This window comes from Pirellulales bacterium, assembly GCA_033762255.1.
In the GTDB taxonomy this organism is placed as follows: Bacteria; Planctomycetota; Planctomycetia; order Pirellulales; family JALHPA01; genus JANRLT01.
Window position 1 is genome coordinate 127,559 of record JANRLT010000021.1, and the last position, 12,822, is coordinate 140,380.

The following is a 12,822-nucleotide window of genomic DNA, read 5'->3' on the forward strand; positions in this document are numbered from 1 at the left end:
CGGAGAAGAGGTTTATTGTAATTTGCAATTTATGATTAGAGCTCGCTCTTTGCCGATTAAGCAACTCTCCGTAGCCATCCCTGCCACCTGTTCAAAATATCTTCTCTGTGTAACTCAATCTGCCGCCGTGTCTCCGTGCTAAACGTATTCAAGATATTCCCTGGCTGACGCGGCGGGCTGAAAGATGCCCTGGCTGACGGGGCGGGCTAAATACTCCATCACAACGGACAGTGATGAGCACATTATACTTCCAGTAGTTGATTCGCTTGCGACGAAAAGCGTTCGCGAATGGCAACAAACTGATCTTCGATTTCCAGAAACGCCGCGACGATCTCGGGGTCAAAGTGTGTCCCGGCTTCCTGCGTGATGATGGAGTTGGCCACCAACTGGTCAAAGGCGTCTTTATAACAACGCTTGCTGGTGAGCGCGTCGTACACATCCGCGAGCGCCACGATACGGCCACAAAGGGGTATTTCCTCCCCTTTCAGTCCCAAGGGATATCCGGTGCCGTCCCACCGTTCGTGATGGGTGGCGGCGATATCCCGGGCCACTCGCAAAAACCGCGCATCGGGAAATTTGATCAACGCCGCATCCAGGGTTTCGGCCCCTAACAGGGCGTGGGTTTTCATGATGGCGTATTCCTGGTCGTTGAGCCGACCTGGCTTGCGCAACACGCAATCCGGCACGCCCACCTTGCCAATGTCATGCAGCGGACTGGTCAAATAGATCAAGCGAATGTATTCGGCGTCGATTTCGTGGCGGTATTTGGGGTGGGTGGCCAGTTTTTCGGCCAAAACCCGGGAATAACACTGCACCCGTTCAAGATGGTGCCCCGTTTCGGGATCTCGGGATTCGGCCAGTTTAGCCAGGGCAAAAATCGCGACTTCGCGCGTTTCCAGCGATAAGACCCGCTCCCCCGAACGAATCCGCACCAACAATTCCGGCGTATGAAACGGCTTGATGACAAAGTCGTCGGCGCCGGCGGACATTCCCTGGACGATCTCGTCGGACGCGGCGCGACTGGTCAGTAAGATCACATACACATAACCGTCAAAGTCCCCCGCGCGGATGGCTTGGCAAAGCTGGATGCCGGTCATCTCGGGCATTTCCCAGTCCGAGATCACCAGCCGCGCCGCCCCGGCGCGCAGGAGTTCCAGCGCCTCCCGGCCATTATTGGCCGTGACCACGTCATAACCCGCCTTGATCAAGGTATGTTCCAATAACTCCAAGGCGATTTCGTCATCGTCGGCAATCAAAATTCTCATGATGGTGAATTTTCCAAAACTTGTCGCCCCTCGGTGTTATCCACCTGTAATATTTGCGCCAATTCCAGCAGGCACTCTTCAATGCGGGACTCTAATTCGGCCAGCGACTCCGGAGCCACGGCCAAATCCGCCGTGGCTAACGCGCTTTCCAGCGCGGCCGCCTGCGTTTGCACCGCCACCGCCGCCAAATTTCCTGCCGCCCCTTTGAGCGTATGGGCCAGCTTGCGGGCCTGTTCAAAATTTCCCGCCTGCACGGCCGCCGTCAGCGCGGTCCGATCAGCGGGGAGCCGTTGATGAAATTTTGTGAGCATTTTATGGGCAAATCTGGCATCCCCGCCACAACGCTCCAATAGCTGGGAAAAATCCAGCGTTGGGGCGCACGCCGCCGGTTGCGGCACATTTGCCAATACGGGGCCTACCGGTTGAGCGCTGGAGGACTCATTATTCGACGTTCCCCGTTGTTCGTTCCCTGCGATGGGGGCCGCGATCGCCCCCCCGCTCCCGGGGGTATTGATCCATTTGGCGATCGTGGACAGTAGCGCGCGGGGATCGATGGGCTTGGTAGCGTAATCATCCATGCCGGCCTCTAGGCAATTTTCGCGATCACCGCGGACCGCGTTGGCGGTCAGGGCGATGACGGGAATTTTACCCCGGGAGCAATGGGGCAGGCTGGCGGTGGATTCCAGCCGGCGAATTTCTCCCGTCGCGGCAAAACCGTCCATTTCCGGCATTTGGCAATCCATCAAGACCAGGTCATATCCTCCCCGGGCCAGCGCGGCGAGCGCCTCCTTGCCATTACCAACAATGTCGCAAGAGTAACCAGCGCTGCGCAAAATTTCCCCCGTGACCTGTTGGTTGATCTCGTTATCATCCGCCACCAGGATCTTTTTATTCTTTCCATGGGAGGGTATCGCGGCGACGGCCGGGGCCAGGCTGGCTGGATCCAGTTTGCCGGTGGGCTTGAGTAATTGCACCACTTCATCCAACAAGCGCGATTGGCGAATCGGCTTGCTCATCACCCCTTCCAGGCCTTTTTCCCGCGCCGCGCCGCGGTCAATCTGCATATCGGCCGAAGTTAACATCAACAGCGGCGTCCGTTTTAGTTTGGGCACCGCTTTGATCCGCGCGGCCAGTTCCATGCCGTCCATTTCCGGCATTTGATGGTCCAAAATGACCAACTGGTAGGGCTGGCTGGCTTCGAGCGCGGACTGCAGTTCGGCCACCGCCGCGCGCGGCTCGGCCAGGGTGGTGACCTGCAACCCCCATAGCCGCAATTGATCGCGCAGGATTTCCAGATTGGTATTGGTGTCATCCACGGCGAGTACGCGCAGGCCGCGAATATCGGCCGGCGGCAGCGAGGAGACCGGCGTTTGGGAAGAGATAACCTCCATCGGCATATCCACAAAAAATGTTGATCCCCGGCCGTCGACGCTTTCCACGTCAATCCGACCCCCCATCAGCTCGACCAGTTGTTTGCAGATGGCCAGGCCCAGCCCGGTGCCGCCATATTTGCGAGTGGTGGAGGCGTCGACCTGGCTAAAGGCGTTGAATAAGCGATTGCGGCGGTCCGGTGGGATCCCGATTCCGGTATCCTCCACCGCCAAGCGGACCAAAGCGCGATCCGCGCCTTGCTCAAGTACCGTGGCTTTCAGCCGAATTTCGCCGGATTCGGTAAACTTTATCGCGTTGTTGCACAAATTAATAAGCACTTGCCGCAAGCGTTCGGGGTCGCCGCGGACGACCGGTGGGACGCCGGGCTGAATTTGGCAGATCAACTCCAGTTTTTTTTGCGCGGCGCGGTGCGAGAACATCTCGGCGATATCTTCTAACAACAACGGCAAGTCGTAGTTGACGATTTCCAGTTCCAGCTTGCCGGCTTCGATCTTGCTAAAGTCGAGCACATCATTGATCAGCCCCAAGAGCGTCCCCGCGGAAGACCGGGCGATCCGCGCATAGCGGGCCTGCCGCTCGTCCAGGGTGGTCGCGCAGAGCAACTCCAACATGCCAATGACCCCGTTGAGTGGGGTGCGGATTTCGTGGCTCATATTGGCCAAAAACGCGCTCTTGGCGGCGCTGGCGGCCAGAGCGGCGTCTTTTTCGGCTTGTAAATCGGCATTCCGTTTGCGCTCGGTGATGTCCTCGACGGTACCTTCGTAATATTGAATCTCTCCTTGCGCGTCGCGCACCGCGCGCGCGTTTTCCGAAATCCAAATCACCGATCCGTCCCGGCGATATACCTGCGACTCAAATTCCGTGACGATTCCCCGCTCTTCGATCAATTTGCGAAATTCCTCGCGGCGTTCATCCAGCACGTACAATTGCTTGCGAATATCGCATAACGATTGCATTAGCTCTTGTGGCGTATCATATCCATAAATTTGGGCCAGCTTTGGATTGGCGCTCAGGTAAGTTCCCGCGGGCGTCGTCTGAAAAATACCTTCGACGGCATTCTCAAAAATTGATCGATACTTTTCCTCGGCCTGACGGGCTTGCTCGATGGCGATCTCCCTCGCGGCGATTTCGGCATTGACCCGCTCCAGCACGCGGTTGTACTCCGCGGCAATCTGGCCCACCTCGGTGTGAGGCTCGACTCGCACCCCTTGCGAGAAATTGCCACATAACCGCTGCTCATGCATGCTACCCAGCAATACCTGGATTTCACTCACCGCCCCATGCTCCGAGACATTCAGCCCTAGTTCTTCATGAGCGACACTGACGCGCAGCGGCCAAAAGCGGTTTACCAGCCAAAAGACCAGATAACTTAAGCCAAACGACCAGCCGGCACAGACCCCAATACCCAGTAACTGCACCAGGAATTGCTGGCCCCGCCCTCCGGCAATGCCAAAACTATCCTCAGGAGCAAAAATCGCCACCGCCAGCGTGCCCAGCATGCCGCACAAGCCATGCACCGGGAACGCCCCGACCACATCGTCAATTTTTAGCTTTTCCAGCGCATACGTCCCCCCCGCCGCCAAGGCCCCGGCTATTAGGCCAATCACCACCGCGCTTACCGGCGAGACCAAATGGCAACCCGCCGTCACCGCCACCAGTCCGGCAATCACGCCGTTCAGCGTCTGGCCGACATTTGGCAGCCGTTCGATCGACCAGGCCACGCCCAAGGCCGCCAATCCCCCCGCCGCGGCGGCCAGGTTGGTGTTTAGCAGAATCAGCGGTACTTTATCCGTCATCCCGAGCGCGCTGCCGCCATTAAATCCAAACCAGCCAAACCACAATAAGAACGTCCCCATGGTTGATAACACCAGGCTATGCCCATGCATCGGCGCTTGTTGCTCCGCAAAGCGTCCTATTCGCGGCCCCAGCACTAAAATTAACGCCAGCGACACCCACCCTCCCACCGAATGCACGCAGGTCGAGCCCGCAAAGTCAATAAAACCCATTCGCGCCAGCCATCCCGTGGGCGTGCCGGTAATTGTGCCCCCCCAGGCCCAATGGCCAAAGATGGGATAAATCACCGCCGAGACAAATAAAGCCACGACCAGATAGGCGGAAAATCTAATTCGCTCGGCCGCCGCGCCCGAGATGATCGTGGTGGAGGTGCTACAAAACATGAGCTGAAACAGGAACAACGTGAGGAACCACGGTGTGGCGGTTTCCCCCGGAAAAAAGTCGGTGGTCCCCACCAATCCATGCCAGCTTTGCCCAAACATGAGCGCGAATCCAAACGCCCAAAACGCCAAGCCCGAGATGCAAAAATCGATTAGATTTTTGATGGCGACATTGATGCTGTTTTTTGCGCGGGAGAAACCCGTTTCTAACAGACAAAATCCCCCCTGCATCAGCATGACCAGGGCCGAAGCGATTAAAACCCAAACCAGATCGGCGGCGGAGGGAGAGGCGGACATGGGACTTCTTAATAAATCAAATAATTATTTTGCGCAACAGCAACGATCGCCGCGCGCAAAGAATGATCCTGCACAAGCCTTTGCCGCCTCGCAAAAACCTGATAGATCGAAAAAACCTAGGTCAAAGCCGGATTGAGTGGGAATAAAATTCCTTCAATCGCGCAGTTTTTTCTGACAATTTCCCCTTAACCCGGGCGGTTCCCCCCCGATAGAGGCAGATTCCGCCGTAAAAATTGTGCGTATTGGAATAATGCGAACGATGAAGGTTAAGCAGGTTTTTAGACGAACGTTCGCCAGACAATCATGCGCTTTCAAGTAATTAACCAAAAGAAAAGCCGCATCCGACATGACCGGGGGTTTGTGTCGGACGCGGCGGCAAAAGTAAGACCGCCAACGGTCAAGGCTGGCCACAGGATGAATCCAATCGACCGATGCTTAGCCCGCTGGTTGGCCGGGGGGCGTCTCGTGCAGGGCCACACGGCTCCCCTCGCTATCAATAAACTGCGCAATAAACCCATATTGGCCGATACTGGTTCGCGGCATGCAAATTTTTCCCCCTGCCGCTTGGATTTTTGTTAATACCGGTTCGATCGACGCAACCTTAAAATAAATCGTCGCGCCCATGGCCGAAGGTTGCACCTGGGGCAGATGGATCAACGAGCCTCCCGCGCCGGGAGCGGACATTTCCATCGGGAAAAAAGACATTTTGTTGCCACCCACCTCATCGATGGGGGACATCTGCACTTCAAAGGCTTGTTCGTAAAATTTGATCGCGCGGGGAAGATCAACCACCGGCAATTCGAACCAGTTCACGGGATTGGGGGAAATCAAGGCCATGACAAACTCCTGTGATAAAAGTAGGGGGACAAGTGTAACCAAACGAACACAATTATCGTCAGCCACAGAAGGCGTATTGCTCGCTCCCCGTGGTAAAAAAACTATTTTCGCCGTGTTGGAGGAGGTTTGGCCGCGGCGGCTTCGCGCTCGGCGGCTTGTTTGATATCCAACAGCGCATCCGACCAAAATTCGGCATATTTACCCACCCAGCGCTCATAAATCAGGCGGATGGGAACGGCGTTAAGGGAATTCATGCGGACCCGGCCTTCTTCACGGACAAGCAACAATCCCGCGTCGCGCAGCACCTGCATATGCTTCATCACGCCAAAGCGCGACAATTCGGGAAAGCGGGCGACAATGTCGGTGGTGGTTTTTGGCCCGTCGCGCAAACAATCCAGAATCGCCCGGCGGGTCGCATCGGCCAGGGCTTTCCAGATCACATCCAAATCGTGCGGTGGAATCCGGGGTGGAGTGGTGTTAACTGTTACGCGGGGCATGCGTCCGCCGCCATGCTGTTAAGGATTTCCCGCCAGCCCAGGACGGCGTTTTCGCGATGTTCGGGCTCGATCAGGCCGATGGCCCGATGACGCAGCAGCACACGGGAACCGCCGGGAGTGGGACTAACGCGCACCTGCACATGCCCCGCGACCGGATAGGACATAAATAACGGGCCTTGAATTTCCAACAGTTGGGGGGGCTTGTAAACCTGCACCAATCCCCACAAATGCCCGCTGCCATCTCCCAAATCCCGATACCAGCGCCCGCCGGGAAAGCGTTCCAGCGTCAGCGGCATCTTAATATTTTGCTCTCCCAGGCGGCGGAGCATGATTTCAAACACGGTTGCCGGCGGGGCCTGAATATCAATCTGTTGCTCAATCTCCAAAATTAATTTATCGAGTTCGGGCATGGCTGGGGTCTTTAAAAAATGAGCGGAGAAAATGCTACCGACGCGGCGGCAACCTTATATGTGACTAAATGGTAACATGTTTTGCGGGAGCGTCAAGGGTATCCCACTCACAGTTATAAAAAATCGTGTCGGGGCTAATCGCCATAAGAACCGACCTCCTCTCTATTTGCCTGATCGACCGCCGCGGGGTGGTGGCCACGGAACACGCGATCTACCGCAATGAGAGTTTTCTTGATCCCTAAAATTCCCCAGACTTTACAAAATATTTCCAAATCCGCGCGGAAATTTGTTTCGAAAATCCGCACAGCCCAATTACACTAAAAATCAGGCGACCTTGTGGGGCATAAAATCCCCGACGCGCCCTTGAACAGCGGGCCTAAGCGATTGTTGCCTTGCCCCCTCTTTGTTTATTTGCGATTGCTAGCCCCGTGTTACGGGGCGATTGTGTGTGCCCATGTCTTTCATCCAAAATCCCCGCAATCCGGTCTTGCTCGAATTGTACGACCAGTTCCTGGCGGATGAGGATTCCGCCGCGTTTATTCACCGCGTGGGCCAGCGGTACGCGTTGGCGACGCTGGCAAGATTGCTCGCGCATAGCCATCGGCTGGTCCGGCGGGCGACGGCGCTCGCGTTGGGATATCTTGGGGATTACAGCGTCAACGCCCCCCTGGGCAAGGCGCTCAATGACGTGGACCGGGGCGTGCGTCTCTTGGCCGAGAACGGCATTCGCAGCGTCTGGTGCCGGGCGGGAAATGAGCGCCAGCGGCGGGAAATCGCGGCGATTATTGCCTTAAATACCACGAAGCAATACCAAGCCGCGCTGGACCGCGCGAGCGACTTTGTCGAGCGGCACCCCTGGTTTGCCGAGGGATGGAACCAACAGGCAATCGCGCTCTATTGCCTGGAGCAATACGAAGATTCCATCCAAAGCTGCCAGGAAGCCCTGGAAATCAACCCCTACCACTTTGGCGCGGCGGCGGGCATGGGCCAGTGCTATTTGAAGCAGGGGAACCAAGCGTACGCCCTGGAATCCTTCCGCCGGGCTTTGAAGCTTAACCCCAATCTCGAAGGAGTCCGGGCAAACGTGGTTTATCTGGAACGACTGCTGGAAAAATAGATTTGTAGGTCGGCACGGGTTCCGAATTTTCAGTTTTGTCGGATCAGCGCGGCTTTTGTCGGATCACAATCCGACCGACGGGAATTTCCAGCCGCTATTTACTTATCCGCCGTCTGCGCGTCGATAAACACATCCACCTGCTGGCCCACGCGCAGCTTTTGGGTGGCGGGTTGCATGGCATAGATGACCTGCAGGACGCGGGTATCGACCCGTTCGGTGTTGAGACCCGTGAGGGATTTTTTGGGGATCACATAAGGTTCCTCGCGGACAAAAGTGAGCGGGAATTTTTCTTTGCTTTCCCCCTTGAGCATGGCATAGGCCGGGGTATCCGGACGAAAACGGGGAATGTCATGCTCATCAATGTCCACCCGCACATGCAGCGTGTCGATGTCACCTAATAATATGAGCGATTGCCCCGCCTGAGCGGCGGCAAATTCTCCCGGGCGAATATTGACCTGCAAAACCTTGCCCGGCACCAGCGCGCGTACCTCGGTCCGTTTGATTAAGAGATTTGTCTGCTGGATCAGCGCCTCGGTCCGTTTAATTTCCATCTGGGCGACATCCAGGTCATACTGCCAAGTGCCGGCTTTTAACAGATCCAATTCCGCCTTGGCTTTTTTGACCTTGGCAATGCCGATATTATAGGCCTGGCGCCGCTTGATCACATCCTGTTCGGTCATGGCCCGCGCCGGGCCGCGGGCCAGTTGCTCGGTCCGTTGCAGGTCGTCCAGCAGATCCGCCAGGTTGGCTTCAGCTTCTTCGATGGCGGCCAAATTCACCGGTAGTTGCTCTTTGCGGGGCATATTTTGCAACCGGGTCAGTTCGGTCTGCGCCGCGATCAGGCTGGCCTTGCGCACTTCTAGTTCCGCCTGCAATTCACGGTCGTCAATTTTAAATAGCAAATCGCCGGGATTCACCCGGTCATCCACTTTGACAAAGACTTCCATCACCAACCCCGAAACCGGAGTGCCGATGGCAATATTTTCGTAGCGGGCCTCAATGATGCCCGAACCCGCCACGGTGTTCGTAAATTCGGTCTGGGGCGGGGCGAGTGGCGGCGTGGTCTGCTCGTCGGGGCGGGGGGCCGTCACCATCACGTGATAGGCGGTAAAAATGATTAACCCCAAAGCGCTGACCGGCAATATCAACCGGATCAACAAGTTCATCGGGCTGAACATTCGCCAAAATTGGCTGCCACCAGAATTCGAATCAACAAGAGGCGGCATAATTTCCGGACCGTAAAAAAATTGATCTTATTCCCAATTACATTATTTTAAGCACAAATCGGCTTCTGGCAAACAGGGATTGCGGGTGTTATGGTAACTGGCACACGGCGCACACGACGGGCGTGGGCGCAAATGTGAACGAACCTACCGTCCATATAACCGAAATTCGCCATGCAAGACCTGCCCCGTTGGAATTTGCAGTCGATTTATCCTAGTTTGTCCAGTCCCGAGTATACCGCCGCCCGCGCGGATTACCAAAATCGCCTGACCGCGCTGGAAGCCTATTTTGACCAACACGATATCCGCCGACTGACCACCGAAACTTCTTCCGCGGCGTCCCAACTAGGGTCGGAATTAGTCGAAATCATGGGACAATTGCAGGAATTAAGCCTCCAGGGAGAGACCCTAGGGGCATACCTGTATGGGCTAATTACCACCGATAGTTTTGATGCCGCCGCCGCCAAGGAAAACTCGCAACTCGAGATTTTAGGAACTCGCCGCCAGAAATTAGAAGTGCGGCTGAAGGGTTGGTTAGGGAGTATTGCCCAGCGGATACCCGCAATTTTATCCAGCACTCCCACCTTAGAGCCTTATCGATTTTTTCTAGAATTTAACGCCGCTCAAAGCCGCTATCTGATGAGCGAAGAACTGGAATCGCTGGCGGCGGAGTTATGCCTGGACGCGGGGACGGCATTTGGCCGACTCCAAGGTAATATCACCAGTCAATTGCAGGTCCCTTGGGAGGAAAACGGCCAAACGCGGTTACTACCGATCGCGCAGATACATAATTTTTCCTTTGATCCAAATCCTGACATCCGACGGCGCGCCTACCAGGCGGAGATAGCGGGCTGGCATAGCTTGCGCACGACCGTGGCGGCGTGTCTAAACGGCGTCAAGGGGACGTCCATTACGCTAGCCCGATCCCGCGGCCGCGAAAGCCCATTAACGGTGGCGCTGGAGCAAAACCGGATCGACCGGGATATCTTGGAAGCGCTGCTCGGAGCCATTGACGAAGCCCTCCCCATGTTTCGACGGTACCTTTTAGACAAGGCAAAAAAGCTGTGCCATGCGGGGGCCATGCCGTGGTGGGATTTATTCGCCCCGGTCGGACATGCCGAACAGCGGTTTACTTGGGCCGAGGCCCGCGCGTTTATCATCGAAAAGTTTAGCGTGTTCAGCCCTGAACTGGGGGAATATGCCCGCCGGGCATTTGATGAACAGTGGATCGACGCCGAGCCGCGGTTGGGAAAACGGGGGGGAGCGTACTGCATGCCGGTTCCGGGAGTGGAGGAAAGCCGCATCCTGGCGAATTATGACGGCAGCTTTGAGCAGTTGATGACCCTCGCGCACGAGTTGGGGCATGGTTATCACAACGAATGCCAAAAGGGCCTGGAAATGCCGCGGCGGGGCTCCCCCGCGACCCTGGCGGAAACAGCCAGTATTTTTTGCGAAACGTTGGTTGCCACGGCGGCCCTGCAAACCGCCCCCCCGGGGGACCAACTAGCGATTTTAGAGACCCAACTGGCCAACGCCATGCAGGTCTGCGTGGACATTCGCTCCCGCTATCTGTTTGAGACGGCGATTTTTGAACGCCGCGCGTCCGGAGAGTTATCGCCGGAAGAATTTTGCGATTTGATGCGCGACGCCCAAGCGCGCACCTACGGCGAGGCGGTCTTGCCGGAAACCTATCACCAATATATGTGGCTTTGGAAACCGCACTACTATAGTCATGAGGAATATTTTTATAACTTTCCTTATGCCTTTGGGCATTTATTTGGCATGGGTCTATACGCATATTATCAATCGGCGGGGGAGACGTTTATTCCCCAATACCGGCAATTGCTGCGCGATACGGCGCAGGATTGGGCGGGGCCGTTGGCGGGCAGATTTGGCATTAACCTGGCCGATCGCGAATTTTGGCGCGGTTCCCTGGCCATCATCGCCCGCTTGATTGAGCAATACGAAAAGCTATCCCCCACTTAACCGCACTGCGTCCGATTAACGCACTGCGCTCGTACTACTACACTGTGTCCGCATAACCGCTTTTGGTAGGCAAATGCGTTATGCCGGTGAGGCATTGGCGTTCGGCACCGGCGCGGCCGTAGGGGCCTGGGGAGCTGATCCCCTGGGCGGGACCGGGGGGTTAGGGGACTGGCTGGCATACACTGGCACACCGCGATTGACGGGAGGTGTGCGGTACAGCGGAATGTTTGCTCCCCGCCTCCCAAATTGATGGCCGTAGTAGAGGTAATAGGCCAGGACCGCCATGATGGGACCGGTATAATGGTTGGCAAAGAGACTATGGCCGAACATCTCTGTCATAAATAACATCGTAATGGCCCCCATGAGCGGGCCGCGAATGGAAATATCTGGAATGGTGTAGGCCTGATAAACAATCACCGTCAAAAATATCAGATAAACCAAGAGCGCGATCGCGCCGGAATTTCCCCACAGATAGATAAACTCATTATGGGGGGACAAAAAGTCGCGGTTCATCCCCTCCATGCCGCCATCCATCGAACCATGGCCCAACCCCAGAATGGGGTTATTATCCATGATTCGCTGCGAGTGCAACTGCCACAGATCGGTGCGGTTATCCATGGCGTTTTCTTCGGTAAAGCGGCCGGTGATAATCCCCGAAATGCTGTTGATGCGGGTCTTGACGCTTTTGGACTCGATGGGAATTACCCCTTGTTCCACCAGCACGCCAAAATACAAGAAGCCCAACAAGATGGAAAAAATCCCGGCTCCGGCGGCCACCGCGCGTCCCACTTTGCCGGTGGAGATGCTCGCCACGATTGACCCCATCACAATTCCCAAAAACGCCGTGCGGGACAAGGTAAGCATTACCATCAAAAGCATCATCCCCCGCAGGCCCCACATGAGCCACTGGTATTTTCCCTTGTACAAAAAACTAAAAAAGAAACACATCGTCACCATAAAGCCGGTGCTATTGGGATTGATCCACAAACCCGAACCACGACCTTTTTCGACGGAAAAATAATCCACCGCCTCCAGTCCTAAAATTTGCAGTACCATGACCGCAAAACCCAGCACCATGCACGCCATCAGGATCCACAAGATCCGCTGCGACTTATCATAGGAAATCACCCGAAACATCATCCACGGAAACCCGATCACGGAAATCCAGCTTTTGACAATACCCTGGGAAATGTACACCGGCGACAGCATGGTCAGTTGCTGTTCTCCGGCAAAACCAAACAGAGTGTAGAGAATCCAATAGGTCCACGCCCACCAAAAATACTGCCCCTTGGCCCGCTCTTTGGTAAAGAAAAAGATAATGGCAAAGGCACCAGCCACGACAAACGGAAAGAGCTGCATTTGCCGCTCGCCGGTACCGACAAACCGCTGCATACGGGTGAGCACGGCAATCAAATTGCACGTGGTCAAAAAATACAGAATGTAAAACACCCACAGCGGCAGCGGATGCACATAAAACGACTGCGCCTGCTGCCAGGCCCCTTGCAAGCGTTGTCGGGCGGCGGGCATAAAGCCCAGGCTTTGCGGCGCGGCATAGGGATTTGAGCCAGCATAGCCAGTTGCCAATGCGATCCGCGGACCGGCAAAACTCTTGTCGTGCGTCATA

Annotated in this window: 9 protein-coding genes; 2 read left to right on the forward strand and 7 right to left on the reverse strand. The window is 55.9% G+C overall.

What is annotated here, in order from left to right; translation table 11 throughout:
• Window positions 1-242: 242 nt before the first annotated feature.
• From SFX18_06140 to SFX18_06160, 5 genes are all read right to left on the reverse strand, one after another.
• Window positions 243-1,265: a response regulator gene (locus SFX18_06140; protein ID MDX1962712.1), complete on the reverse strand. Its 1,023-nt coding sequence runs from the start codon at window positions 1,263-1,265 to the stop codon at window positions 243-245.
• Window positions 1,262-5,128, reverse strand: coding sequence for an ammonium transporter (gene amt / locus SFX18_06145; GenBank protein ID MDX1962713.1), 3,867 nt, complete (start codon window positions 5,126-5,128; stop codon window positions 1,262-1,264). The genes SFX18_06140 and amt overlap by 4 nt, the downstream gene beginning before the upstream one ends.
• Before the next feature lie 435 nt (window positions 5,129-5,563).
• A complete protein-coding gene (locus tag SFX18_06150; GenBank protein ID MDX1962714.1) occupies window positions 5,564-5,965 on the reverse strand; it encodes a VOC family protein in 402 nt (133 codons plus the stop codon).
• Window positions 5,966-6,066: 101 nt separating this feature from the next.
• A complete protein-coding gene (locus SFX18_06155) occupies window positions 6,067-6,462 on the reverse strand; it encodes a metalloregulator ArsR/SmtB family transcription factor (protein MDX1962715.1) in 396 nt (131 codons plus the stop codon).
• A complete protein-coding gene (locus SFX18_06160) occupies window positions 6,450-6,872 on the reverse strand; it encodes an SRPBCC domain-containing protein (GenBank protein MDX1962716.1) in 423 nt (140 codons plus the stop codon). The genes SFX18_06155 and SFX18_06160 overlap by 13 nt, the downstream gene beginning before the upstream one ends.
• 454 nt (window positions 6,873-7,326) lie before the next feature.
• Here SFX18_06160 and SFX18_06165 point away from each other — a divergent pair, with 454 nt between their 5' ends.
• A complete protein-coding gene (locus tag SFX18_06165; protein ID MDX1962717.1) occupies window positions 7,327-7,989 on the forward strand; it encodes a tetratricopeptide repeat protein in 663 nt (220 codons plus the stop codon).
• Window positions 7,990-8,087: 98 nt separating this feature from the next.
• Here SFX18_06165 and SFX18_06170 read toward each other — a convergent pair whose 3' ends face one another.
• Window positions 8,088-9,155, reverse strand: a complete 1,068-nt coding sequence (locus SFX18_06170; protein MDX1962718.1) for a biotin/lipoyl-binding protein — start codon at window positions 9,153-9,155, stop codon at window positions 8,088-8,090.
• 231 nt (window positions 9,156-9,386) lie between these two features.
• On the opposite strand from SFX18_06170, the gene SFX18_06175 reads away from it, so the two are divergent.
• Complete coding sequence (locus tag SFX18_06175; GenBank protein ID MDX1962719.1) at window positions 9,387-11,198, forward strand: M3 family oligoendopeptidase; 1,812 nt, start codon at window positions 9,387-9,389, stop codon at window positions 11,196-11,198.
• 78 nt (window positions 11,199-11,276) lie between these two features.
• Here the strand turns inward: SFX18_06175 and SFX18_06180 are convergent, their stop codons facing one another.
• Complete coding sequence (locus SFX18_06180; GenBank protein MDX1962720.1) at window positions 11,277-12,821, reverse strand: O-antigen ligase family protein; 1,545 nt, start codon at window positions 12,819-12,821, stop codon at window positions 11,277-11,279.
• Between the last annotated feature and the right edge of the window lies 1 nt (window position 12,822).

Bases quoted from the DNA above. Each gene is read 5' to 3' on its own strand.
- SFX18_06180 (MDX1962720.1), bottom strand. From the start codon at position 12,821: ATGACGCACGACAAGAGTTTTGCCGGTCCGCGGATCGCATTGGCAACT.
- SFX18_06160 (MDX1962716.1), bottom strand. From the start codon at position 6,872: ATGCCCGAACTCGATAAATTAATTTTGGAGATTGAGCAACAGATTGAT.
- SFX18_06150 (MDX1962714.1), bottom strand. From the start codon at position 5,965: ATGGCCTTGATTTCCCCCAATCCCGTGAACTGGTTCGAATTGCCGGTG.
- SFX18_06140 (MDX1962712.1), bottom strand. From the start codon at position 1,265: ATGAGAATTTTGATTGCCGACGATGACGAAATCGCCTTGGAGTTATTG.
- SFX18_06155 (MDX1962715.1), bottom strand. From the start codon at position 6,462: ATGCCCCGCGTAACAGTTAACACCACTCCACCCCGGATTCCACCGCAC.
- SFX18_06165 (MDX1962717.1), top strand. From the start codon at position 7,327: ATGTCTTTCATCCAAAATCCCCGCAATCCGGTCTTGCTCGAATTGTAC.
- amt (MDX1962713.1), bottom strand. From the start codon at position 5,128: ATGTCCGCCTCTCCCTCCGCCGCCGATCTGGTTTGGGTTTTAATCGCT.
- SFX18_06170 (MDX1962718.1), bottom strand. From the start codon at position 9,155: ATGAACTTGTTGATCCGGTTGATATTGCCGGTCAGCGCTTTGGGGTTA.
- SFX18_06175 (MDX1962719.1), top strand. From the start codon at position 9,387: ATGCAAGACCTGCCCCGTTGGAATTTGCAGTCGATTTATCCTAGTTTG.